This window comes from Sphingomonas sp. MMS24-J45 (assembly GCF_044881195.1).
Lineage (GTDB): Bacteria > Pseudomonadota > Alphaproteobacteria > Sphingomonadales > Sphingomonadaceae > Sphingomonas.
Window position 1 is genome coordinate 3,492,133 of sequence record NZ_CP173255.1, and the last position, 23,114, is coordinate 3,515,246.

At 65.0% G+C, this 23,114-nt stretch carries 19 protein-coding genes, 1 tRNA gene and 1 pseudogene; 12 read left to right on the forward strand and 9 right to left on the reverse strand.

Annotated elements, in window-relative coordinates:
- The first annotated feature begins 152 nt into the window (after positions 1–152).
- Entirely contained in the window at positions 153–2,801 is a 2,649-nt protein-coding gene (locus AB5I39_RS16805; protein ID WP_404369477.1) for an AMP-binding protein, read from the forward strand.
- A gap of 39 nt (positions 2,802–2,840) precedes the next feature.
- Positions 2,841–3,479, forward strand: a complete 639-nt coding sequence (locus AB5I39_RS16810) for a 4'-phosphopantetheinyl transferase (protein WP_404369480.1) — start codon at positions 2,841–2,843, stop codon at positions 3,477–3,479.
- Positions 3,480–3,552: 73 nt separating this feature from the next.
- Here AB5I39_RS16810 and AB5I39_RS16815 read toward each other — a convergent pair.
- A tRNA-Ser gene (locus AB5I39_RS16815) sits at positions 3,553–3,642 on the reverse strand.
- Positions 3,643–3,783: 141 nt separating this feature from the next.
- Between AB5I39_RS16815 and AB5I39_RS16820 the strand changes: the two genes are divergently transcribed.
- The 10 genes from AB5I39_RS16820 (at position 3,784) to mazG (ending at position 12,632) form a co-directional block, all read left to right on the forward strand.
- On the forward strand, positions 3,784–4,794 hold the full coding sequence (locus AB5I39_RS16820) for a lytic transglycosylase domain-containing protein (RefSeq protein ID WP_404374213.1): 1,011 nt from the start codon (positions 3,784–3,786) through the stop codon (positions 4,792–4,794).
- Between the two features lies 1 nt (position 4,795).
- Positions 4,796–5,677 (forward strand): SPOR domain-containing protein, encoded by an 882-nt coding sequence (locus AB5I39_RS16825; RefSeq protein ID WP_404369483.1) that lies wholly within the window; start codon positions 4,796–4,798, stop codon positions 5,675–5,677.
- A gap of 20 nt (positions 5,678–5,697) precedes the next feature.
- Positions 5,698–6,867 carry a D-alanyl-D-alanine carboxypeptidase family protein gene (locus tag AB5I39_RS16830; RefSeq protein ID WP_404369486.1) on the forward strand — a complete coding sequence of 390 codons (1,170 nt, stop codon included), beginning with the start codon at positions 5,698–5,700 and terminating at the stop codon, positions 6,865–6,867.
- Between the two features lie 4 nt (positions 6,868–6,871).
- A complete protein-coding gene (gene tmk, locus AB5I39_RS16835; RefSeq protein ID WP_404369489.1) occupies positions 6,872–7,501 on the forward strand; it encodes a dTMP kinase in 630 nt (209 codons plus the stop codon).
- Complete coding sequence (locus AB5I39_RS16840; RefSeq protein WP_404369492.1) at positions 7,498–8,475, forward strand: AAA family ATPase; 978 nt, start codon at positions 7,498–7,500, stop codon at positions 8,473–8,475. The genes tmk and AB5I39_RS16840 overlap by 4 nt, the downstream gene beginning before the upstream one ends.
- Positions 8,476–8,527: 52 nt before the next feature.
- Positions 8,528–10,063 (forward strand): methionine--tRNA ligase, encoded by a 1,536-nt coding sequence (gene metG, locus AB5I39_RS16845; protein WP_404369495.1) that lies wholly within the window; start codon positions 8,528–8,530, stop codon positions 10,061–10,063.
- The gene (locus AB5I39_RS16850; RefSeq protein ID WP_404369498.1) at positions 10,063–10,839 is read left to right on the forward strand and encodes a TatD family hydrolase; all 777 of its coding nucleotides are present in this window, start codon (positions 10,063–10,065) and stop codon (positions 10,837–10,839) included. Before metG ends, AB5I39_RS16850 begins: the two co-directional genes overlap by 1 nt.
- Positions 10,836–11,600, forward strand: coding sequence for an MBL fold metallo-hydrolase (locus AB5I39_RS16855; RefSeq protein ID WP_404369500.1), 765 nt, complete (start codon positions 10,836–10,838; stop codon positions 11,598–11,600). Before AB5I39_RS16850 ends, AB5I39_RS16855 begins: the two co-directional genes overlap by 4 nt.
- Positions 11,597–11,800, forward strand: coding sequence for a hypothetical protein (locus AB5I39_RS16860; RefSeq protein WP_404369503.1), 204 nt, complete (start codon positions 11,597–11,599; stop codon positions 11,798–11,800). Before AB5I39_RS16855 ends, AB5I39_RS16860 begins: the two co-directional genes overlap by 4 nt.
- 73 nt (positions 11,801–11,873) lie before the next feature.
- Entirely contained in the window at positions 11,874–12,632 is a 759-nt protein-coding gene (mazG, locus tag AB5I39_RS16865) for a nucleoside triphosphate pyrophosphohydrolase (RefSeq protein ID WP_404369506.1), read from the forward strand.
- Here mazG and AB5I39_RS16870 read toward each other — a convergent pair.
- From AB5I39_RS16870 to dusB, 8 genes and pseudogenes are all read right to left on the reverse strand, one after another.
- Positions 12,610–13,266 carry a GNAT family N-acetyltransferase gene (locus AB5I39_RS16870; RefSeq protein ID WP_404369509.1) on the reverse strand — a complete coding sequence of 219 codons (657 nt, stop codon included), beginning with the start codon at positions 13,264–13,266 and terminating at the stop codon, positions 12,610–12,612. The genes mazG and AB5I39_RS16870 overlap by 23 nt on opposite strands.
- Positions 13,244–14,530 carry a GTPase HflX gene (gene hflX, locus AB5I39_RS16875; protein ID WP_404369512.1) on the reverse strand — a complete coding sequence of 429 codons (1,287 nt, stop codon included), beginning with the start codon at positions 14,528–14,530 and terminating at the stop codon, positions 13,244–13,246. The genes AB5I39_RS16870 and hflX overlap by 23 nt, the downstream gene beginning before the upstream one ends.
- Complete coding sequence (hfq, locus tag AB5I39_RS16880) at positions 14,527–15,018, reverse strand: RNA chaperone Hfq (RefSeq protein ID WP_404369515.1); 492 nt, start codon at positions 15,016–15,018, stop codon at positions 14,527–14,529. The genes hflX and hfq overlap by 4 nt, the downstream gene beginning before the upstream one ends.
- 385 nt (positions 15,019–15,403) lie before the next feature.
- Positions 15,404–16,776, reverse strand: a pseudogene (locus tag AB5I39_RS16885) (sigma-54-dependent transcriptional regulator).
- Positions 16,777–16,780: 4 nt separating this feature from the next.
- On the reverse strand, positions 16,781–19,048 hold the full coding sequence (locus AB5I39_RS16890; protein ID WP_404369518.1) for an ATP-binding protein: 2,268 nt from the start codon (positions 19,046–19,048) through the stop codon (positions 16,781–16,783).
- A 444-nt stretch (positions 19,049–19,492) separates the two neighbouring features.
- Positions 19,493–20,923: a nitrogen regulation protein NR(I) gene (ntrC, locus tag AB5I39_RS16895; protein ID WP_404369521.1), complete on the reverse strand. Its 1,431-nt coding sequence runs from the start codon at positions 20,921–20,923 to the stop codon at positions 19,493–19,495.
- Positions 20,920–22,032, reverse strand: coding sequence for a nitrogen regulation protein NR(II) (locus AB5I39_RS16900; protein WP_404374215.1), 1,113 nt, complete (start codon positions 22,030–22,032; stop codon positions 20,920–20,922). The genes ntrC and AB5I39_RS16900 overlap by 4 nt, the downstream gene beginning before the upstream one ends.
- The gene (gene dusB / locus AB5I39_RS16905; RefSeq protein WP_404369524.1) at positions 22,008–23,012 is read right to left on the reverse strand and encodes a tRNA dihydrouridine synthase DusB; all 1,005 of its coding nucleotides are present in this window, start codon (positions 23,010–23,012) and stop codon (positions 22,008–22,010) included. Before dusB ends, AB5I39_RS16900 begins: the two co-directional genes overlap by 25 nt.
- Positions 23,013–23,114: the final 102 nt, after the last annotated feature.

Here is a 23,114-nt window from a genome sequence, read left to right on the forward strand (position 1 = left end):
GCAATAGAAGAGGGGTGACGCTCGACTGGCGTCAAAACCTCTTAGCACGTGAGCGTAAAATTGCCTTTGATGGGAACGGAGTTTCGACGCGCGGCGCAAGGCCGAACCGCGCCAGGCGGCGCCGCGATCCGGATGCGGGGAAAGATCGCGCGATGATCGCTCGAGCTTCGGAAGCCGATATGGATTCCTCGGCCCCTGCGCCAGTGGCAACACCGGCGGAGATTACGACCACGCTCGCGGAGATCGTCGCCGGCCATGCGCAGGCGCGGGGCACGGCGATCGCCGTCCAGGATGCGGCCACCGCGCTGACCTATGCCGAGTTGACGCAGCTTGCGGCCCGCGTCGGCGAAAGCGTTGAGGCGTTTGTGGTGCCCGGCCGCCCGATCGGTATCCTGCTCGCGCCATCCACCGATTATGTCGCGGCGATCCTCGGTCTGCTCGCCCGCGGCATTTGCTACGTCCCGCTCGACGCCAGTTTCCCGGCGGCACGCAACGCGGAAATCGCGTTGCGTGCCGGGATGAGCGCGGTCATCGTCGATGCGGCGACCGCCGCCCTGATGCGTGATGCCGCGCCCGAGATCCCTCAGATGCCGATGCCGACGCTGGACGAGGGCAGGGAGGCACCGTTCCACTTCACCGCGACTCCGGACGACGTGGCGGCGATCTTCTACACGTCCGGCAGCACCGGTGTTCCCAAGGGGGTATTTCAAAGCCAGCGGTCGATCCTCTACGAAGTCCTGCGGCATTCCTGGCGAGCCGGGCTGCGGCACGACGAGGGCGTCGCGCTCATCTATTCGCCAAGCGTCAGCGGGGCTACGCGCGATCTCTATGGCAGCCTTGCCGCCGGGGCGCGGCTCGTCATTGCCGATGTGCGATCACAGGGCCTGACCAAGGCCGCTAGCATTTTTGCGGATGCAAACGTCGCTGTGCTTCATATCATGCCCGGCCTGTTCCGCGCGATGTTCAGCGAGCCGATCGGCAGCGCCGCCGGTCGGCTGCTGCGCGGATTGCGCCTGGTCCATCTGATCTCGGACCGGGTGCAGCGTAGCGACGTCGAGCTGTTCCGGCGATGTTTCCCGCGCGCGTGCCGACTTTGCATCGATCTCGCCACGACCGAAACCTATAGCTACGCGTCCTGGTATCCCGATCACGATGTCGCGATCGGGCGGCCGCTCGTGCCGGTCGGCTATCCGCGCGACGATGCCCCGCTGCGGCTGATCGATGAGACCGGTGCGGAGGTCACGCCGGGCGAACTCGGCGAGATCGTGGTGTCGAGCCATGCGCTGTCGCTCGGCTATTGGCGTGATCCGGTGATGACGGCCGAGCGCTTCAAGCCATCGGCAAGCCTGCCCGGCGCGCGGGAGTTTCGCACCGGCGACATGGGGCGAATTCTGCCCGGCGGCCTGCTCGAATTCATCGGGCGCAAGGATCGGCAGATCAAGATTCGGGGCAATACCGTCCATCTTGCCGAAATCGAGGCGGTACTTGCCGCCTGTCCCGGGGTGTCAGAAGCCGCTGTCCTTGCGCGTCCGGGCGCCGAGAACGCCATCGTTGCCTATTATGTCGAGCGGACGGACGATTCAGCCGATCCTGCAGCGGTGGCGCGCTGGTGCGCGGAGCGATTGCCGGGGCCCATGCGGCCGAGCGAACTGATCGCCCGCGACGCCCTGCCACGCCTGCCCAGCGGCAAGCCGGATCTGGTATCCCTCGGCCGCCACGATGAAGAGCGTGCGCGCGCTGCGGCGCAGCCTGACCTTGCACGCTCTCTCGGCTCCGGGATGGAGCAAGTGGTGCGCGAGAGCTGGGAGCAGATTCTCGGACCCGGAAGTTTCGATGCAGATGCCAGCTTCGAGGCGGCCGGCGGTGATTCGCTCAAAGGGCTGAACCTCGTCGTCGAGCTTGAGCGGCGGCTGGACCGACAGATCGATTGGGAACTGCTTGATTTTCAAACGACGCCGGCGATGCTGACGGCACGGTTGAGGGCCGGCGATGCGAAACCGGCAGGCGGTGGCCCGCTCCTGGTCCTGTGTCCTGGCATTTTCGGCGGCGATATCGTGATCGCCGATTTCGCCCGCCGAGTGAGCCCGGATTTCACGCCGATAATCGCCGACTATCGGTGGGGAGGCGACTGGTTCAAAGGCGATTTCGACCGCGAGCGGCTGTTTGATCGGATCGTTGCGGCGGTCGTTGCGCAGCTCGGACCGGATGGTGCGCCCGGCGTATGGCTGCTGGGCAATTCGCTGGGCGGCAAGGTGGCAGTCGAGACCGCGCGTCGCCTGATCGCGGCAGGCGTAAAGGTGGATTTCATCGGAGTGCTCGATGGCGCACCGGGCGATCCGCTTACCGAGCACGAGCGGCGCAGGATCGTCGGGCAAGCCGCCCGCTCCGCTCGTCCGCGGTTGGACGAGAGCGCCCGGAAGCTCGCCGCGTGGCTCGCAAAAGGCGAACAGCATCGCTTGGCGCGCCACCTGCTTGGCCTTTTGCGGCTGATTGGCCGCACCGGGCTGGAAGCATCGCTGCGGCGCGAGATCACGTGGCACGTGCGCGTCGCCCAGTTCCGTGACGTACCCGCGGGACCGGTGTCCGGACGGCTCAGCCTCTTTCTCTCCAACGAGATCCGCTTCGATCCCGCTCTCTACCCCTATCTCGGCTGGGACCGGCTGTTCGGCGAGATCGATATCGTCACCATGGACGTTCCCCACAGCGAGTTCATGCATCCAGCCAATGCTGCCGCGCTGATCGGGCATCTGGTGACTCCGGCGGCAGCCTCGGGCTCACGTTCGACGGAACGCGCGCGATGAGATCGGCGGGAGACGTGTTGCATTCGCGGCCCGCTTGCCATGGAGATTGATCTTCCTGCCGGCGCGCGCTGGCGGATGATGCCCGTGGCGGAAGCCGATCCAGCCAGCCTTTTCCCGATCGAGCAGGCGCAGATCGCCGCCGCCACCGAGCCGCGGCGGCGCGAATTTGCGGCGGTTCGCGAAGTCGCGCGCGCGTTGCTGGCCGACTTCGAGGAGCCGCCCCAAGCCATCCCCAGCCTTCCGAGCCACGCACCGCTCTTCCCGCCCGGTTTTGTCGGCAGCCTCAGTCATGGCGCCGGCCACGCGCTCGCCGTGATGGCGCGCGAGTGCGATCTGCTGTCGATCGGTTGCGACATCGAACCACGCGAGCCCTTGCCTGCTGCGGTCGCAAACCACGTGCTGCGGCCATCGGAACGGGTAGCGCTGCAAGAGTGTCCAGCCTGGTTCGACCGGCTCGTTTTCAGTGCCAAAGAAGCCGTCTTCAAAGCACAACACCGGCTGAGCGGTGGTTTGCCCGAGTTCCACGAAATTGCGATTACGTTCGACGGAACGGGCAAAGAATTCCTTGCCGAACTCTGCGTCGCGCCAGGCCCTTTGTCGCGCGGTACGCGGTTCACCGGCACGGCCTGCATCACCCAAGATGTGATCGCGACCTTCGCCTGGCGATGGTGCGTGTGAGTGAGGGCGGGCAGTGGGACCGAAACAGGACGCCCGATATCTTTCCACGATATCAGTGATCCGATGCGTAAGGTGGCGGAGAGAGTGGGATTCGAACCCACGGTGAGCTTGCACCCACGGCGGTTTTCAAGACCGCTGCCTTAAACCACTCGGCCATCTCTCCGCGCTGCGTTCGCTTAGCCAGGGACGGACGACTTGTGCAAGGTTTGTGGTGCGTGGCAGGGCTTTGGGGGTTCATGTCGGCGGGCGGCTGTGCCACTAATGCAGCATGGCGGGCACAGAAAATTTCGTACGACGGCTCCGGATGGCGGCGCTCGCCGTGCTGGCATCGGTGGCGGGCGCGGCACCGGCGGCGGCACAGGATGAGGCTGGATTCCAGAGCTATTTGCTGACGTTGCGCGCCCAGGCCGAAGCCAAGGGTGTCAGCCGCGCGACCTTGGATGCGGTGATGCCGACCTTGACGCTCAACCAGCGCGTGGTCGAGCTCGACCGGCAGCAGCCAGGGGCGAACCCGAATGCACCAATCCCGGATTTCGCGCCGTATAAAGCGCAGCATCTCAGCCCGGCGCTGATCGCCAGCGGACGGAACGCCTATCTATCCGCGCGACCGCGCTTGCAGCGGATTGAGGCGGAGACCGGCGTTCCCGAGTCGATCATGGTCGCCATCTGGGGCCATGAGACGAGCTACGGTCGGGTGATGGGCGGGTTTGATCTGCCCCGTGCGCTGGCGACTCTGGCGTATGAGGGGCGGCGGCGCGGTTTGTTTGCCGACGAATTCATCGCGTCCTTGCAGATGATGGACCGCGGTGTCGCACGGTCGCAATTGATCGGCAGCTGGGCGGGCGCGACCGGCGGGCCGCAATTCCTGCCCTCGGTCTATCTGCGGCTGGCACGGGACGGTGACGGCGACGGGCGCGCCGATATCTGGAGCAGCCAGGCCGATACGCTCGCGTCGATCGGAAATTATTTCGCCAATGCCGGATGGCGGCCTGGGCAGCCCTGGGGCATGGCCGTGTCGGTACCTCCGACCTTCGACCGCAGCCAGATCTCCAACCGTTTGCTGTCGCCGCGCTGCGTCAAGGTGTTCGCGCGGCATAGCGGGTGGAAAACGATGGCCGAATGGCGTTCGCTCGGGATTGCGCCGCTGACGCGCACCTGGCCTGGCGACACCGTGCTGGCGACGTTGATCGAGCCCGACGGGCCGGGCAAGACCGCCTATCTGTTGACGGGGAATTACCGGGTGATCCTGGATTACAATTGCTCCAATTTTTACGCGCTGTCGGTGGGGTTGCTCGCCGATGCGGTCGAGCAATAGCATGGCGATCCTGATCGGCTTGTTACTCGCCAGCGGCGGCGTTGGCGTTGAAGCGGCAGCCGCGACGCAGCGCGGCACCGCTGGCGACCGCGCGGCGATGAAGCCCGAGCTTTGGTCCGGTCCTGCAACCGCCCAGATCCAGCGGCCCTCCGATCTGCCGCCCGAGCTTGCCGACACGCGCGGTCCGCGCGGCACCTCCGGCGAAGCGCATGACGATGGCGTCGGCTATGCGATGATGATGGCGGAACCGCCCGAAGCGCGGTGGAGCAATGTTGCGGTTGGTGTCGGCTATGCGGGTTTGGCCCCTGGCGCTCTGGTCGAGCTGACCGCGCTCGACACCGGGCGGACGATCGTGGCGCTGGTGGTCGGGCGCGAGACGAGCGGTGGCCTGGTCGCGCTGACGCCCGGCGCCGCACAGGCGCTCGGCGTCGCTGAGCGCGCCCCGGTCCGTGTGAGGAGCGTGATAACCAGCCCGCAGGACGAAATGGCGTTGCGGTCGGGACAGGCCGCCTCGCCCCGCTTGGACGCGCCACCGGCGCTGCTCACCGCCCTGCGCCGCAAGCTGCCCGGACGGATCGCCCCGCAGCGAGCCACGACCCCGCCGCGCGCGCCGACCCGCTCGACCACCCGCGCATCGGCACCCGCGCCAGCCGCCGCACCAGCGCAGCGCCTCACCGGCGGCTACTATGTTCAGGTCGCCGCACTGTCTTCCTCGGCGCGCGCGACCGCGTTGGCACGCGACCTCGGCGGTCGTGTCGCTGCATCGGGCGGGCTCTACCGCGTCCAGCTCGGCCCGTTCACCACTTCCGCCGAGGCTACGCGCGCGCGTGACGGCGCGGCCCGACGTGGCTATGGCGACGCACGAATCCTTCACTCCGAATGACTGAAACGAGACCGAACCCAATGTCCCTGCGCAACAAAGTCTTCGCCGCCGCCACCATCGCGATTGCCGCCACCTGCCCGGCCATCGCTGCGCCGGACTATCAGACACCCGCGCCGGTCGCGTATCTGCAGGATCTGTCGTCGGGCGCTATCCTCTATGCGAAGGATGCGGATCGCCGGATGCCGCCCGCGTCGATGGCGAAGATGATGACGGTCTATGTCGCGTTCGACATGATCAAGTCGGGCGAATTGAAGCTCGACCAGAAATTCCCGGTTCGGCCCGAGACGTGGCGCGCTTGGCATAGCCAGGGCTCGACGATGTTTCTGGGCGTGGGGGAGGAGCCTACCGTTGCCGATCTGCTGAAAGGGATCGTCACGCTCTCGGGCAACGACGCGTGCGTCGTGCTGGCCGAGGGCATTTCGGGCACGGAGAGCGCCTTTACCGACCGGATGAACCGCGCGGCGGTAAAGCTTGGTCTCACCAACAGCCATTTCGGTACGTCGAACGGCTGGCCCGACGAAGGGCGGACCTATGTCACCGCGCGCGACCTCGCCAAGCTTGCTGGTGCGACGATCAAGGATCATCCCGATCTCTACAAGCGCTTCTATTCGCTGCGCAGCTTCACCTGGGGTAAGACGCTCGGCGATGCCAAGCCGATCGATCAGGCCAACCGCGACCCGTTGCTTGGGCGCGTCGCGGGGGCCGATGGCTTGAAGACCGGTCATACCGAGGAGGCCGGCTACGGTTTCACCGGATCGGCCGAGCAAAGCGGCCGTCGCCTGGTGATGGTGATGGCCGGGCTAGGTACCTCGGGACAGCGCGCCGAGGAATTGGTGAAGTTCATGGAATGGGGCTTCCGTGCGTGGCAGGCCAAGCCGATCCTGGCCAAGGGCAAGCAGATCGAGACGGCCGAAGTCCAGCTCGGCAGCGCGAGCAAGGTCGGCCTGGTCGCGCCGACCAATCTGACCGCGACGCTGCCTGCGGGTGCGGTGCCCGACATGAAGCTGACGGTCAGCTATGACGGCCCGATCAAGGCACCGATCAAGGCCGGGCAGCATATCGCCGACCTGATCGTCACGACTGCTGATCTGCCGCCGCAGCGCCTGCCGCTGGTCGCCGCCAATGACGTGGACGAGGCTGGTTTCTTCGGTCGTGCCTGGGCTGGGCTGATGAGCCTGTTTGGCGCTTGATCAGATGAGCACCGGGCGCTTCATCTCGCTCGAGGGCGGGGAGGGGGCTGGCAAATCGACGCAGGCGCGGTTGCTCGTCGCGGGACTGGCCGAGCGCGGGATCGATGCGCTGGTGACGCGCGAACCCGGCGGCAGCGAGGGCGCGGAGGCAATCCGCACGCTCCTGATGCAAGGCGACGTCACGCGGTGGAGCGCGCATAGCGAGGCGCTGCTGTTCGCCGCCGCGCGCGCCGACCATGTCGAAAAGACCATCCGGCCAGCGATTGGAGCTGGTCGCTGGGTGATTTGCGACCGCTTTCTCGACAGCAGCCGTGCCTATCAGGGCGTCGCTGGCGGAATCGATGATGCAGCCGTGCTGGCGCTCCATGCCTTCGGGGCGCGCGGTCTGTTGCCCGATCGTACGCTGGTGCTCGAACTCGCGCCCGAGCAAGGTCGGCTGCGCGCGGCGGGCCGGGACGGTGAAGCGGCCGATCGCTTCGCGGCACGGGGCGAGGGGTTCCACGCCGATGTCGCCGCCGCCTTTCGCCGCTTTGCCACGCACGAGCCCGATCGCTTCCGGCTGATCGATGCGGGCGGCGACGTGGATGTGGTTGCCGCTGCGGTATTGTCAGCGGTGGCCGATCTGCTGCCATGACGCTGCCGATCGGAAACGACGCCGCGCACGCCGCCTTTGCCGCCGCAATGGCGAGCGGATCGCTGCATCATGCCTGGCTGTTCGCCGGGCCGGAGGGGATCGGCAAGGCAAGTTTCGCGCGGGCTGCGGCGCTGCGCTTGCTGGCGGATGGGGCAGGGGCGGTGCTGCCGCCTGGCTTCGACGTTCCCGAGGACAATGCCCAACGCAAGCTCGTCGCCGCCGGATCGCACCCCGATTACCGCGAGCTGACGCGGCAACCCAAGGAAGGCGACAAAACCGGCCTCGATCTGGCGCGGTCGATCCCGATCGCGCAGGTGCGTGCGCTGGGATCGATGTTCGCAACGCGCCCGTCGATGTCGGAGCGCCGCGTCGTGATCATCGATGCGGTCGATGACTTGGAGCGCCCGGGTGCCTCCAACGCCCTGCTCAAGAATCTCGAAGAGCCGCCGCAGGGGACGATCTTTCTGTTGATCAGCCACGCGCCGGGGCGCTTGCTGCCGACGATCCGCTCGCGCTGTCGGCAATTGCGCTTCGATCCGCTGAGCGAGGATGCGATGACGTCGGTGCTGCGCGAACGGCTGCCGACAGCCGATGCGGCGGAAATCGCCGCGTTGATCCGCATCGCAAACGGCTCCCCTGGCCGCGCGCTCGGCTTTGCGGGACTCGATCTCGCCGCGCTCGACAGCGCCCTCACCGCAATCGCGCAAAGCGGCGACCCCGACAATCGACGGAGGGTGAAACTCGCCAAGAGCCTCGCGCTCAAGGCAGCACAGCCGCGCTACGAGGCGTTTCTGGAGCGCGCGCCTGCCTTTATTGCAGCCGCCGCGCCGACGCTGCACGGCGAACGGCTACGCACGGCACTCGACGGTTATGACGCCGCGCGGATGCTGGCGGCGACGGCACGCGCGCTGACGCTCGATGCGCAGGCGACGGTGTATGAGATGGCGGGGATCGTCGCGCGGCTCGCCCGCTAAATCGCCGGTCGTGAGGCTTCAATTGGCGCGTGCGATGCTCTAGAGCCGCGCCATGACCGACCCCTTTTATATCACCACCGCGATCAGCTATCCCAACGGCCGCCCGCATATCGGCCACGCTTATGAGGCGATCGCCGCCGACGCGATCGCGCGGTATCAGCGGCAATTGGGCCGGGAAGTGCGCTTCCAGACCGGCACCGACGAACACGGCCTGAAGATGGTCCAGGAAGCCCGCAAGCGCGACCTGACACCGCGTGCGCTCGCCGATGAAATGAGCGGCTATTTCAAGACGATGGCCGACACACTCGACATTTCCTATGATCGCTTCATTCGCACCAGCGACGAAGATCACTATCGCGCGAGCCAGGCAATCTGGCAGGCGATGGAGGCCGCGGGCGATCTGTATCTCGATCGCTACGAAGGCTGGTATTCGGTTCGCGACGAAGCCTTTTATGACGAGAAGGAACTGATCGGGGAGGGCGACGATCGCCGCTCCCCACAAGGAACCCCGGTCGAATGGACGGCGGAGGAAACCTGGTTTTTCCGCCTATCGAAATATCAGCAGCCACTGCTCGATCTTTACGCGGCACAGCCCGATTTCATCCAACCGGAGAGCCGTCGCAACGAAGTGATGCGCTTCGTTGAGGGCGGGCTGTCCGACCTATCGGTTTCGCGCACCAGCTTCGATTGGGGCGTGCCCGTGCCCGACAGCCCGGGGCATGTGATGTACGTGTGGGTCGATGCGCTCACTAATTATCTGACCGGCGTCGGCTATCCCGACGATGTCGAGCTGTATGAGACGTTCTGGCCCGCGCATCTTCACGTGATTGGCAAGGATATCGTTCGTTTTCATGCGGTCTACTGGCCGGCCTTCCTGATGAGTGCGAACATTCCGCTCCCGCGCACCGTGTTCGGTCATGGCTTTCTGCTCAACCGTGGAGAAAAGATGTCCAAGTCGGTCGGCAACGTCACCGACCCGATGGAATTAGCGGATCGCTTCGGGGTCGATGCCCTGCGCTATTTCCTTCTGCGCGAGGTCAGCTTCGGGCAGGATGGGAGTTATTCGGAAGAGGCGATCGTCACGCGCTGCAATGCCGATCTCGCCAATAATCTCGGCAATTTGGCGCAGCGTTGCCTGTCGATCATCGCCAAAGCGTGCAACGGCTTAGTGCCCGTGGCTGGGCCGTCGACCGAAGCCGAAGCGGCGCTGACCGCCAGCGTCACAGCCGCGGAAGCGGGGATGCACGACGCGATGCGCGATCTGGCGCTGCACAATGCGCTCGACGCGATCTGGTCTGCGGCGCGCGACGCCAATCAGTATTTCGCGGATCAGGCGCCGTGGAGCGTGCGCAAGACCGACCCGGCGCGTGCCGACACGATCCTGTATCATGCCGCCGATGCGATCCGCCGCATCGCGATCCTCGCGCGCTGGGCGATCCCGGGCGGTGCGGACAAGCTGCTCGATCTGCTGGGGCAGGCGCCGGGCGCGCGCAGCTTCGAGTCGCTCGGTCACCCGCTTGCCGCCGGGCTAGCCTTGCCGGCCCCGGCGGGCGTCTTCCCACGGCTCGAAGCCCCGGCCGAAGCCTGATGTTCGCCGACAGCCATTGCCACCTCAACTATAAAGGGCTGGTCGAGGGGCAGCAGGATGTGCTCGCCCGTGCCCGTGCGCGCGGCGTCCACGCCATGCTCAACATCGCGACGCGCGAGAGCGAATGGGACGCGGTGCTCGCGACCGCTGAGCGCGAGCCCGATGTGTGGGCGACCGTCGGCATTCACCCGCATGAGGCCGACCAGCATCCCGATGTCGGCACCGCGCGGCTGGTGGAACGCGCGCAACACCGCCGCGTCGTCGGCATCGGCGAAAGCGGGCTCGACTATTTTTACGATCACAGCGACCGCGACCGTCAGCGGGCCAGCTTCCGTGCGCACATCGCTGCAGCGCGCGAGACGCAATTGCCGATCGTCGTCCACACCCGCGATGCCGAAGATGACACTGCCGAAATCCTGCGCGAGGAAATGGGGAAGGGGGCCTATCCCGGCGTCATCCACTGCTTCACCGCGAGCGGCGCGTTCGCCGATATCGCGCTGGATTTGGGTTTCTATATCTCCATTTCGGGCATCGTAACGTTCAAGAATGCCAAGGATTTGCAGGAAACCGCCGCGCGCCTGCCGCTCGACCGGCTGCTGATCGAGACCGATGCGCCGTTCCTCGCACCCGTGCCGCATCGCGGGAAAACGGGAGAGCCAGCCTTCGTTGCAGATACCGCAGCGTTCCTGGCGCAATTGCGCGGCGAACCGCTCGAAACGCTGGCCAGCGCGACGGCTGCCAACTTTCACGCCTTGTTTACCAAAACGCTGGCATGAAGGTTCGGATACTCGGGTCGGGCACCTCGTCGGGGGTGCCACGGATCGGCAACGATTGGGGATCGTGCGACCCGAACGAGCCGCGTAACCGTCGCATGCGCGCCGCGATCCTGGTGGAGACCGAAACCACGCGCATCCTGGTCGACACCGGCCCGGACATGCGCGAGCAATTGCTCGCCGCGCGTGTGGAGACACTCGACGCCGTGATCTGGACGCACGACCATGCCGATCACACGCATGGCATCGATGATCTGCGGCAGGTTTTTCACGCGATGGGCCGCCCCGTCCGTGGTATTGCGCGACCGGACCTGAAGGCGACATTGACGCAGCGCTTTCGCTACGTCTTTCACGGATGGGACGGTTATCCGCCGACCGTGGCGATCGAGGACTTGCCCGATGCGATTACCGTTGGGGATATCACCGTGCGCGTCGCAGATCAGCCGCACGGGCCGTTCCAATCCGCCGGTCTCCGCTTCGAAAGCGCGGGCAGGTCGATCGGATATGCCACGGATCTCAGTGCGATGACGCCGGATATGGCCAAACTCTATCAGGGGCTCGACATCTGGATCGTCGATGCGCTCCGTCGCAAACCGCACCCGTCGCATCCGCACCTTGGAATGACGCTCGACTGGATCGCCCAGTTCAAGCCCGGCCGCGCGGTGTTGGCACATATGGACCAGACGATGGACTACGCGACGCTGCGCGAACAACTGCCACCGGGGGTCGAGCCGGGCTATGATGGCTTGGAGTTGTTCGCGTGAACGACAATAGCTTTGACGCCCTGTATCTGGCGCTGATGTTGATCTTGCCGGTTAGCGCGCTGGCCGCACGGCGGTTACCGCTCGGCCAGACGGTGAAGATGGCGCTGGCTTGGATCGCGATCTTTGCGCTGATGTTCCTGCTGGTCACGCTATGGCAGGATGTCTTCGCCGCAGGGGCCCCGATCGCGAGCGGTTCCTGATGACTTCATCTTCGTTTTACATAATACATATTATCGGACTTGAAACCATCGAGATGTGGAAGGCCCCTTCGCAATGATCGAACGGCTCGTGGACATCATGGCGCGGTTGCGCGACCCGGTGTCGGGTTGCGAATGGGACGTCGCGCAGGATTTCGCGAGCGTCGCGCCGTACACAATCGAGGAAGCCTATGAAGTCGCCGACGCGATCGCGCGCGATGACATGGCGGATCTTAAGGATGAACTCGGCGACCTCCTCTTGCAGGTCGTGTTCCACGCGCGCATCGCCGAAGAAGCCGGAACGTTTGCTCTCCCCGACGTGGTCGCGGCGATCAGCGATAAGATGGAACGCCGCCATCCGCATATTTTCGGCGATCAGGCCGAAGGCGGTCGTCACCTTTGGGAACAAATCAAGGCCGAAGAGCGCGCCGCCAAACGCGAAGCGGACACGCCAACGGGCGCGCTCGATGGCGTGGCGCTCGGCCTGCCCGCGCTGCTGCGCGCCGAAAAGCTCCAGAAACGCGCGGCGCGTGTCGGCTTTGACTGGCCGGATGCCGCAGGTGCCCGGGCCAAGGTCGATGAGGAACTAATCGAAGTCGAAGACGCCGCAACCCCCGCCGAGGTTGAGGAGGAGATTGGCGATTTGCTGTTCTCGGTCGTCAATTGGGCACGAAAGCTCGGTGTCGATGCCGAGGCGGCGCTCCGCAGCGCCAACGCCAAGTTCGAGCGCCGTTTCGCCGCAATGGAGGCACACGCTGGCGACGGCTTTAAGGACCTTTCACTCGAACAGAAGGAACAGGTCTGGCAGGAGATTAAGCTGCCGGGTCGGGAATGACTGCGCTGGCGTAGGGCCGGTATACCCGCCACCCAAGGCTCTCGTACAACGCCCGCCCCGCCTCGGTCGCGACGAGCACCTGCTGCGCGTCGGCGCTTTGGCGCTGGGCGGAGAGGAAGTGCATCAAGGCGCGACCGAGCCCGCGACGGCGATGCGCGGCATCGGTGACGATCCGATCGTACACGAACACCCCGCCCGCTTCGGCGGCATGACCGCTCGCCGCGAGCGCCCCGTCGGGTGCAAGGATTGACACCTCAACACAGACTCCATCGCGGACGACGTTTGCGCGATATCCCGCTGGCAGCGTCAACGCGCCAAAGGAGCCCTCTCCCACCATCATCCACGACGTGGCAGCCAGCGTCCATTCGGAAGGAAGACATGCTGCCAAAGCGCTGTCTTCGCAGCAAACCTTTATCCAGATCTGCGGCTGGTTGATCTCGCGTGCCAGGGCCGCCACGTCCGGTGTGGGATCGGCGAAGATGTAGCGACAGACCTCTGTCGGCGAAGCGGTATCGACGCGCCAGCCGCCATGATCCGACACCGGAAGCGCAACCCGCCGCGCGACCGAGCGCCCATACACCCAGCCCGCGACCAGATCCGTCGCGGTGCCCTCAGCGCTGGCTGAACCGGGCATATTCGCGCTCATCCATGCGCACGTGATAGATCGCCTGCTCACCCTCGACCGACTGCGACAGCACTTCGCCATGTGAATGCAGCCATGCCGCGCCGGCGCCATCGCCGGCGTCGAGCGTGATCGTGTAGCGCCGGTGGCTCGCGGTCAGCAGCGCGGCGACGGTATCGAGCAAGGCCGACACCCCTTCCCCGCTCAGCGCCGAGAGCGCAACGACATCCTCGCGCCGCGTCGCCTCGCCGAGCAGTTCCTCGCGCTCGTCCGCGTCGAGCAAGTCGAGCTTGTTCCACGCCTCGATCCGCGGGACCGAAAGATCGACGCCGATGTCGCGGAGCACCGCCTCTACATCGTCCTTCTGCGCGATCGTGTCGGGATGCGCGATGTCGCGGACGTGGATCAGGAGATCGGCCGAGACCACCTCCTCCAGCGTCGCCTTGAATGCCGCGACCAATTGCGTCGGCAGTTCCGAGACGAAGCCTACCGTGTCCGACAGGATTGCTTTGTCGATGCCCGGCAGCGCGATTTGGCGCAGCGTTGGGTCCAGCGTCGCGAACAGCAGGTCTTCCGCCATGACGTCAGCACCCGTCATCCTGTTGAAAAGCGTTGACTTTCCGGCATTGGTATAGCCGACCAGTGCGATGACCGGCCATGGCGCGCGCTGGCGTCGATCGCGGTGCAGGCCGCGGGTACGGGCAACCTGATCGAGCTCCTTCTTCAGGCGCGCCATACGGTCGCGGATCAGGCGCCGATCGGCCTCGATCTGCGTTTCACCCGGACCGCCAAGGAAGCCGAAGCCGCCGCGCTGGCGTTCCAAGTGGGTCCAGCTACGCACCAGCCGCCCGGCTTGATAATCGAGATGCGCGAGTTCCACCTGCAACCGCCCCTCGGCGGTTGCGGCGCGCTCCCCGAAGATTTCGAGGATCAGGCCGGTGCGGTCGATTACCTTGGCCGACAGCGCCTTTTCGAGGTTGCGCTGCTGCACCGGCGTCAGGCTGGCATCGAACACGACGAGTTCCGCCTCGGCCATGCGTACCGTGGCCGCGAGCGCCTCGAGCTGGCCCTTGCCGATCAACGTCGAAGGCTGAACGGCGCGGACCTTGATCGCGACGCGGTCGACGACCTCGACATGGATCGCCATCGCGAGGCCAGCGGTTTCGGCCAACCGCGCATCGGCATCGCGGGAGGAAGCGGCCGTATCGGGATACACGACGACAGCCTTTGCACCGCGCGCTACATCGTCGCGGTCACGTTCAAATCCAGTGGTCAATCGTCGTCCGAACCTGCTGTTTCATCAGCCAAATTGAGGGGGTGCGCGGGCTGGATCGTCGAGACCGCGTGCTTGTAGACCAATTGCGCCATGCCATCGCGCTGCAGCAACATGCAGAACAGGTCGAACGCGGCGATCTGCCCCTGCAGCATAACGCCGTTGACCAGGAACATCGTCACATTGTCTTCCGACTTGCGCACGGCATTGAGGAAGATTTCCTGCAACAGCGGGGCCTTCTTCTGCGCCTCACCCACGGCATTGACGATCGCGTCGATATCGACCGTGTTCGACGGCATGATCGTTGAGATCGCGTGCTTGTAGATCAGTTGCGACTGGCCATCGCGGCGCAGCAGGACCGAGAAATTGTCGAACCAGGTGACGATGCCCTGGAGCTTCACGCCCTTGACGAGGAACATCGTGATCGGGGTTTTCGAACGGCGCAGCGCGTTCAGGAAAAGATCTTGCAGCGAGGTTTGCTTGTCGGCCATCGGTCGATCCTATGTTTTTGGCAGGTGATTCCTGCGGTGCGCCGGTTCCGGCGTCGGTTTGCGCATCATGCGCAATACTAATCTAGGGATGCGGGCGGGATTCGTCCACTGTGAGACGCGCAGGCGCTGCCGAAAGTGCCGAAAATGCCACTCGCAAGAGGTCCGAGCGGAGTGGCGGCGCGGGCTTAAAGTCCCACTTGAGTCACACCAACGCGGGGGTGTCCGCGCGCTGGGAGGGCTTTGGGGCGAGCGCGGCTACGTCGCGCGAAGCTGGACTTTGCGGCACGTGTTGGACGGCGGCAATATCAAAGAACTTTGGGAGTGTGGCATGGGGGCGGGGTTGTAGGACAGCGGAAATGATCGCCCCGCCAGCGCTCCTTCCCCGCTACTCGTCGCGCCCTTCAGTGATCCCTAACAGCTTCAATTTCCGGTGCAGCGCCGATCGCTCCATCCCGATGAAGTTGGCGGTGCGCGAGATATTGCCCGAGAAACGCCGGATCTGGACGCGCAGATATTCGCGTTCGAAGGTCTCGCGCGCCTCACGCAAGGGAGCGCCCATGATCGCGGTTGCGCCACCACCGATTTCGCCCGGATCGCCGAGAATTTCGGCCGGCAGCATATCGAGCTCGATCCGGCCGATCCGGTCCCCCGGTGCCATGATGATCGTGCGTTCGACCACGTTGCGGAGCTGCCGCACGTTGCCGGGCCATTCGTAATTCTGCAGCGCGACCATCGCCTCGGGCGTGATCGCGGGCGTCGGCACGCGGCGTTCGTTGGCGTAATGCGCCATGAAATGATCGACCAGCGCCGGGATATCCTCGCGCCGTTCGGCGAGGCCGGGGATCGCCACCGGCACCACGTTGAGCCGGTAATAGAGGTCCTCGCGGAACCGCCCTTCGGCAATCTCGTGCGTCAGATCGCGCGCCGTGGCGGAGACGACGCGCACATCCACCTTTACCACGCGCTGCCCGCCGACGCGGCTGAAGCTCTGTTCCGTCAGCACGCGCAGGATGCGGCCCTGCGTGGCCAGCGGCATGTCCGCGATCTCGTCAAGGAACAGCGTGCCGCCATGCGCCTGTTCGAGCAGGCCGGAGCGGACGAGCTGCCCCCCTCCTCTGCCCCGAACAGTTCCTCCTCGACGCGTTCGGGGGTCATGCGGGCGGCGTTGACGACGACGAACGGTGCCTCGGCGCGCTGGCTCCAGCCGTGCAGCAGGCGCGCCGCAACCTCCTTGCCGACACCGGCCGAGCCCATGATGAGCACGCGGCTGCCGGTCGAGGCGACCCGCTTCAACGTCGCGCGGACGCCGTTGATCGCGCCGGAATTGCCGGTCAAATCGGTATCGCGTCCCACCACGGCGCGTAGGGAGGCAACTTCGCGGCGCAGCCGTTCGGTCTCGGTCGCGCGGGCGACCATCAGCAGCAAGCGTTCCGCCTCGAACGGTTTTTCGATGAAATCGGCCGCACCGCGCCGGATCGCGGCGACCGCAGTATCGAGATTGCCGTGCCCAGAGATCATCAGCACCGGGATCGAGGAATCGCGGCGCTTGATCTCATCGAGCAGTTCCAGCCCATCCAGCCGCGACCCCTGCAGCCACACATCGAGCAGCACCAGCGACGGGCGGCGGACCGAAATCGCCTCCAGCGCCGAGTCGCTGTCGGCAGCGGTACGGGCGCCATAGCCCTCATCTTCGAGGACACCGGCGACCAGATCGCGAATATCGCGTTCGTCATCGACGACGAGGATGTCGAGGGGCATGGCTTCAGGTCCGGTTCTGTTGAAGTTCAGGGGTACGCGGGGCGGTCAGGGCGGAAGCGCTGCCCCCATCGCCTCCGCCTTGGCCCGTTGTCTGGTCGTCGCTGCCACTGTCGAGATTGGCCAGCATCGTGGCATCGAAGCAAATCGTCACGATCGTGCCGCCACCGGGGCGATCGCCAAAGGTCATCGTGCCAAAATGCTCCTCGACGATCTTCTTGACGATCGCCAGGCCCAACCCGGTCCCGCGGGCGCGGGTGGTGACATAGGGCTCGACAATGCGGTCGCGCGCGGCGGGCAGGCCAATTCCGCTATCGGCGACGGTCACGATCGTGCGGCCGCCATCCTCGCTCAGCGTCATGGCGATGCTCGCCTCGCGCCCGTCGAGATTGGCCTCGACCGCTTCGACCGCGTTCTTGACGATGTTGGTCAGCGCCTGGCCGATCTGGCGGCGATCGCACACCAGCGCCGGGCCGGGATCGTCGAAGGCCAGGCTGAACGCGATGCTGGGATGCGCCACTTCGTGCAGGAACAGCGTTTGGCGCGCGATATCGACCAGCAACTCGCTGCGGAACACCGGCTTGGGCATCCGCGCGAAGGAGGAGAATTCATCGACCATGCGGCGCAGATCGCCGACCTGGCGGATGATCGTGTCGGTCAGGCGGGCGAAGGTCGTGTCGTCGGCGTCGATCTGCTTGCCATAGCGACGCTGCAGGCGTTCGGCGGCGAGCTGGATCGGGGTCAGCGGGTTCTTGATCTCATGCGCGATGCGGCGGGCGACGTCGGACCAGGCGGCGCGGCGTTGATCGAGCAACTGGCCGGTTATGTCGTCGAAGGTCAGGATCGGGCCTTCGGCGGCGCGCGTCGCCTTAACCGCCAGCGTGCGGGCTTCATTGCCCGCGCCCAGCTCGACGATCGCCTCGCGATCGCCAGTGCCGAGCATAGCCGCAAGTTCGGGCGAAATCGCGGCGAGAGGCTTCCCCACGGGCAGATCGTTCGCGCCGTCGAGCAAGGCGATGGCGGAGCTGTTGATCAGGCGGATGACGCCGTCCGGCCCGACCGAGATGATCCCGGCCGAAACCCCCGACATCACCGCCTCGATCAGCGCACGGCGGCTTTCCAGCGCACTCGTCTGCGCCTGGAGCCGCTCGGTCATCTGGTTGAAGGCGTTGCCGAGCGTGCCGATTTCGTCCTTCACCTCGGGCTCTGGAACGCGCGCGGTCAGGTCACCGCCCGCCACGCGCTGCGCTGCGCCGACCAGTTCGCCGACCGGGCGCACCAGCCGGTCGGCTGCTTCAAGTGCGATCCACACCGCGATCGCGACGATCAAAAGCGAGATTGCCAGCAAGGCGGCATTGAATTTGAGTTGTAGCGATTGCGAGCGCACGAGCAGATCGCGGTAGCTCGACAGCAGCGCCACGCTGCGCCGCGATTGCGCTTCCATCACGCGCACGTCCGATATTGCTACGGTGAGATAAAAGACATTGGTGGTGCCCGGCAGCATCGTCAGCGTCTTGATTCGATTGCCCTTTACTGTCGTTATGCTCGGCACCTCACGCTCGACCCGCGCGATATCCCCCGGCGACACTTCTTGCGCGAGATCGAGCCCATCGGGATTCAGGCTGGCAATTTCCTGAAACTTTCCGCCGGACGAATAGACGAAGAGGAACCCGTCAGACAGGCTACGGAAGAAAATCTCCCGATTGAAATAGGCGACGAACTGCGGGGATTTGGTCTGTTCGACGAAATCTGGACCGACGAAATCCTGCGAAATCGCGTTGGCGGATGTCACCGTTGCATCCTGCCACCGGTGAAGCATCTGTTCGTAGGATGTCGTCGCGATGCCGGTCGCATTCTCGATCATGCTCCGCGCCTGATCGGAATACCAGAATTGCACGCCATATTGAAACAGCAGCGAGGCGAAAACGACAACAAACAGGGTCGGCACCGCGGCGATTACCGAGAACAGCGCGACCAGCCGGACGTGCAATCGGGCTCGTCCCCCAATTGGCGAGCGAGCGGCGCGGCGCATTGCCACCCGTCGCCCGATCAACACCAGCAAGGCTATCCCGGGCAGCAGATTAGCGACGAGTAGCAGCGCGACGACCGGCGGGGTCAGTATCTTTTGAGGGCCGGTGCCCGCCGAAATAACAAAATAGCTGCCGACCGCAATGCCGACGGCGATCAAAAGGACGCCCAACTCAGCGAACGATGCAAGGGTGAAGCGGCCCCTCTCGCGACTCTGCAACAAACTCAAAGCCGACGAATCGTCCATCGTGGCATTCGTACAACACAACCGTTGCCCAGAAAACACACAAAAGACGCGTTCGCGTCACGATAGGCGGGAAGTCCGTTCGACCCCACCTTTTTTTGGTGAATGCTTAAACATCGCCACCTGGCAGATTCATCTAGCAGAAATTTAGAGCAAAATATGAACCGATGAACCACCTCGAGAAACACAGGCAAAAGCTGATACTAATTTTGTCCCGGATTTAATCGAGGATTAGGCGTAATTCTTTGCGGAACATAGGTAAATCTGGAGCCGTCCTCTAGAATAAATGTGATAGTTCCGTTCGAGTTAGCAGTATAAGAAGTATACCAAATTGTGACACCATTTGATAACGTGAAGGGGGTGGCGTCGGGATGATGTGTTGTGTTTTGCTGAGGCGACCCAAGCAATAAAATGGCCAATAGACTAACGAACATCATTCGCACTCCTTCACTGTATGATATCTAAGTTCGTCAATCGCTTTCTTAAAGTGTTTCTATTTATACCAAGCGCCCGCGCCGCACGCAACTGGTTCTGGCCGTGGCGCGCAAGCAGCGCCTCGATCAAGGGCCGTTCCACCTCTGCGATGATGCGGTCGTACAGCGTTCCGTCGTCGAGAGCGGCGGGTTCCTCGATCGCCAGCCGCTCGATCCGTGCGCGGATTGCCGCCTCGATGCCTGCGTCGCCCGCTGCCGACCGCGACGGCATGACGCCACTTGCCGCACCGCCCAGCATGGCGCGGATCTCGTCCGCATCGATCCGGTCATCGCGCGCCAGGACGGCGACGCGCCGCATCATATTCTCAAGCTCGCGGACGTTGCCCGGCCAATCATAGGCCTCCAGCACCGCGATCGCATCGGGACCGAGCTGCTTGCGCGGCAAGCCGTCCTCGGCTGCACGATCGAGGAAGTGCCGTGCAAGGAGCGGGATGTCCTGCCGCCGGCCGCGCAAGGCGGGCAGCGTGACCGGCACGACATTGAGGCGATAGAACAGATCCTCGCGAAACTGGCCGCCTGCGACGAGGGCGGAAAGGTCGCGATTGGTCGCGGCGACGATGCGCACATCCGCGCGGATCGTGCGTGCGCCACCGACCGTGGTAAATTCACCCGATTGCAGCACGCGCAGCAGCCGGGTTTGCGCCTCCATCGGCATATCGCCGATTTCGTCGAGGAACAGCGTGCCACCCGCGGCTTGTTCGAACCGCCCGGCCGAGCGCGCCTGCGCGCCGGTAAAGGCACCGCGTTCGTGGCCGAATAGCTCCGCCTCGATCAGTTCGCGCGGGATTGCCGCCATATTGAGCGCGATGAAAGGTGAGCGGCGGCGCGGCCCGAGGTCGTGGATCGCGCGCGCGACCAATTCCTTGCCCGTGCCCGATTCGCCCGACACCAGCACGGTCAGGTCGTTCGACACGACGCGGGCGATGATGCGGTACACGTCCTGCATCGCGGGGCTGCGGCCGATCAGCGGGAGCGCGGTGTCGTCGGCGTCGATCGGCTCGATCACTCCGCCCGATCCACGCGCGAGCGCGCTCTGTACGGTGCGCGACAGGACATCGAGATCGAATGGCTTTGGCAGATAGTCGAACGCGCCGACCTCCGTCGCGCGCACGGCGGTGGTCAGGGTGTTCTGCGCCGACAGGATGATGACCGGCAGGCCGGGCTGCGCGCGCACGACGCGATCGACCAGATCGAGGCCGTTGCCGTCGGGGAGCACGACATCGCTGATCAGGACATCCGGCGGCGTGGCGGCCAGTTGCACCTCCGCCTCGGCGATCGTGGCAGCCGTGGTAACCCGGTGCCCGTCGCGCTTCAGCGCTTGCCCGACCACGGTGCGGATCGCGGCGTCATCGTCGATGACCAGGATACGTCCGGTGCGGGTCACGCGGTTCCGCCCTTTTGAAGGCCGCGAGGCAGCATGATTCGAAAGACCGTCATCGGCGGATTTCCTTCGCGGGCGAACTGGATGATGCCGCCCATGTCGCGCACCAATTTGTCGACGAGCGCGAGGCCAAGCCCCTGCCCCTCGGGCTTGCCTGAAATGAACGGGTCGAACAGATGCTCGGCGATGTCGGCGGGCGGGCCGGGGCCGTTGTCGATCACGCAAATCTCGATCGGCAGCGGGGTGCGCGGCTTGCCCGGCCCCGGTGAAATTGCCATGCCGTGGCGATATGCCGTCGCCAGCGTAATGCGTCCATCGGCCTGATCGCGCACCGCCTCGCTCGCATTCTTGAGCAGGTTGAGCACGACCTGCAGCGTGGCATCGCGATCGAGCAGCACCGGCGGCAGCGAGGGATCGAAGCGTTCCTCGATCGTGACATGCCGTCCGAACCCGGCCAACGCGACGCGGCGAGCGTGGTCGAGCAAGGGATAGATATTCTCCGGCGCCAGTTTCAGCGGGCGCGTGTCGGTGAAATCCTGCATCCGGTCGATCAGCGCGGCGATGCGGTCGACCTCGGTCGTGATGAGCGTCGTCAGCTCCTCCGCCCCCTTCCCGCCGGACAGCAATTGCGCCGCACCGCGAATGCCCGAAAGCGGGTTCTTGATCTCATGCGCCAGCATCGCCGCAGCGCCGATCGCGGCGCGGGCGGCGGCGGCGCGATCGGCGCTATGGCCCATCCGCCGCGAGGTGGCGGCATGGTGCAGCGTGATCGCCCGCCAGCCGGGATGGTCCGCGATCAACGTCTCGATATAATCCACGCGTATCTTACCGCCGCGGCGCAACGCGATCTCGGTATCGAAGGCGGACAGGCCGTGATTGTCGCGCGGGTTCTGCTCTTCGGGCACCTGCAGAACGGAGGCGAGTGTTTGCCCCACCATCGCGCGTTCGGAGAGGTTGAGCAGCGCCTCGGCTTCAGCATTAGCGTGCGCAACGCGGGTCTGCGGATCGATCACCAACACCGCAACGGGCAGTGCGGCGAAAAGATCGTTGAAATCAGGCGCGCCGCTCCGATCCACCCCGGCCTCGCTCACGCCGCAGCGCGGCTGCACCAGGGGGCGTAGAATTCGGCGAGCATCGCCTGCACGACCTTGTGATCGGCGATCTGATTGACGCGATTGCGGAATTCGGCCGAGCCGTGGAGACCGCGCGTGTACCAGCCGATATGCTTGCGCGCCATGTTGACGCCGGTTTCGATGCCATAATGGCTGAGCATCGCATCGTAATGCTCTGCGATTACGGAATATTGTTCTTCGATCGATGGATCTGCAACGCGGCGGCCATGGGCAAACCACTCCACCACCTGACCAAGCAACCACGGGCGGCCGTATGATCCGCGCCCGATCATTACGCCATCGGCACCCGACAGTTCGAGCGCACGTTCCGCATCCTCGATCGAGCAGATGTCGCCGTTGGCGATGACCGGGATGGACACCGCGTCCTTGACGGTGCGGATGAACGCCCAGTCGGCATTGCCCTTATACATCTGATTACGGGTGCGGCCGTGGACGGTTACGAGCTTGACGCCGAGGTCCTGTGCGATTTGCGCGAGCTGCGGCGCGTTGAGGCTGGAATGGTCCCAGCCCATCCGCATCTTCAACGTGACCGGCACGCTGACCGCATCGACCACGCCCTTGATAATCGCAGCCGCCATATCGAGGTCGCGCATCAGCGCGGAGCCCGCATCGCCATTGGTCACCTTTCGGACCGGGCAGCCCATGTTGATGTCGATGATCGCAGCACCACGATCCTCGCTCAGCTTTGCCGCCTCGCCCATCTCATACGGCGTGCAGCCGACCAGCTGCATCGAGACGGGGTCTTCGATCGGGTGCCACGCCGCCTTTTGCAGCGACTGGCGCGTTTCGCGAATCGCGGCCTGGCTGGCGACCATCTCGGTCACGTTAAGACCCGAGCCATAGCGCCGCACGAGCGTGCGGAAGGGCATGTCGGTGACGCCGGTCATCGGCGCGAGGATCACCGGCGAGGCGATCGTCACCGGGCCGATCTGAAGCGGGGCAAGGGTGCGAGGGGTCACGGGATTAGTCTGCCTGAAAAACAGGCAGCCTATAGGGGAACCGGCCGATCGCGGCAAGGTTGCGGCGGAGACACTCTGGCGGTGCCGCGCGGCTTGGGCTAG